This window comes from Shewanella sp. CAL98-MNA-CIBAN-0140 (assembly GCF_040309905.1).
GTDB lineage: Bacteria > Pseudomonadota > Gammaproteobacteria > Enterobacterales > Shewanellaceae > Shewanella > Shewanella psychromarinicola.
The window spans coordinates 1-257 of the sequence record NZ_JBEOPI010000218.1 but is presented as its reverse complement, the minus strand read 5'-3'; the positions used below and the strand labels follow the sequence as shown (position 1 = coordinate 257).

Here is a 257-nt window from a genome sequence, read left to right as displayed (position 1 = left end):
GTTTACGGCTATTCAGCTGTTGAAATGGATAACAACATTATAAAAATAGAAAAAAGTTCAGATGCTAAAAAATCCAATGTACCGTTAATTACAACGGACAGCGATGCAGCTGGCGATATGATGATCACTCGGGTTGTGCGAGTTAAAAATGTCAGCGTTCAAGAATTAGGCCCTTTGGTTCGCCAGTTTAGTGACCAAAAAGATGGTGGGCATGTTGCTAACTTTAATGCCGCTAACGTGATGATGCTAACAGGACA

1 pseudogene is annotated in these 257 nt (G+C 40.5%); it reads left to right on the top strand.

Annotated elements, in window-relative coordinates:
• Positions 1 to 257 (top strand): annotated as a pseudogene (locus AAEY93_RS20830) (type II secretion system protein GspD); the annotation flags it as partial.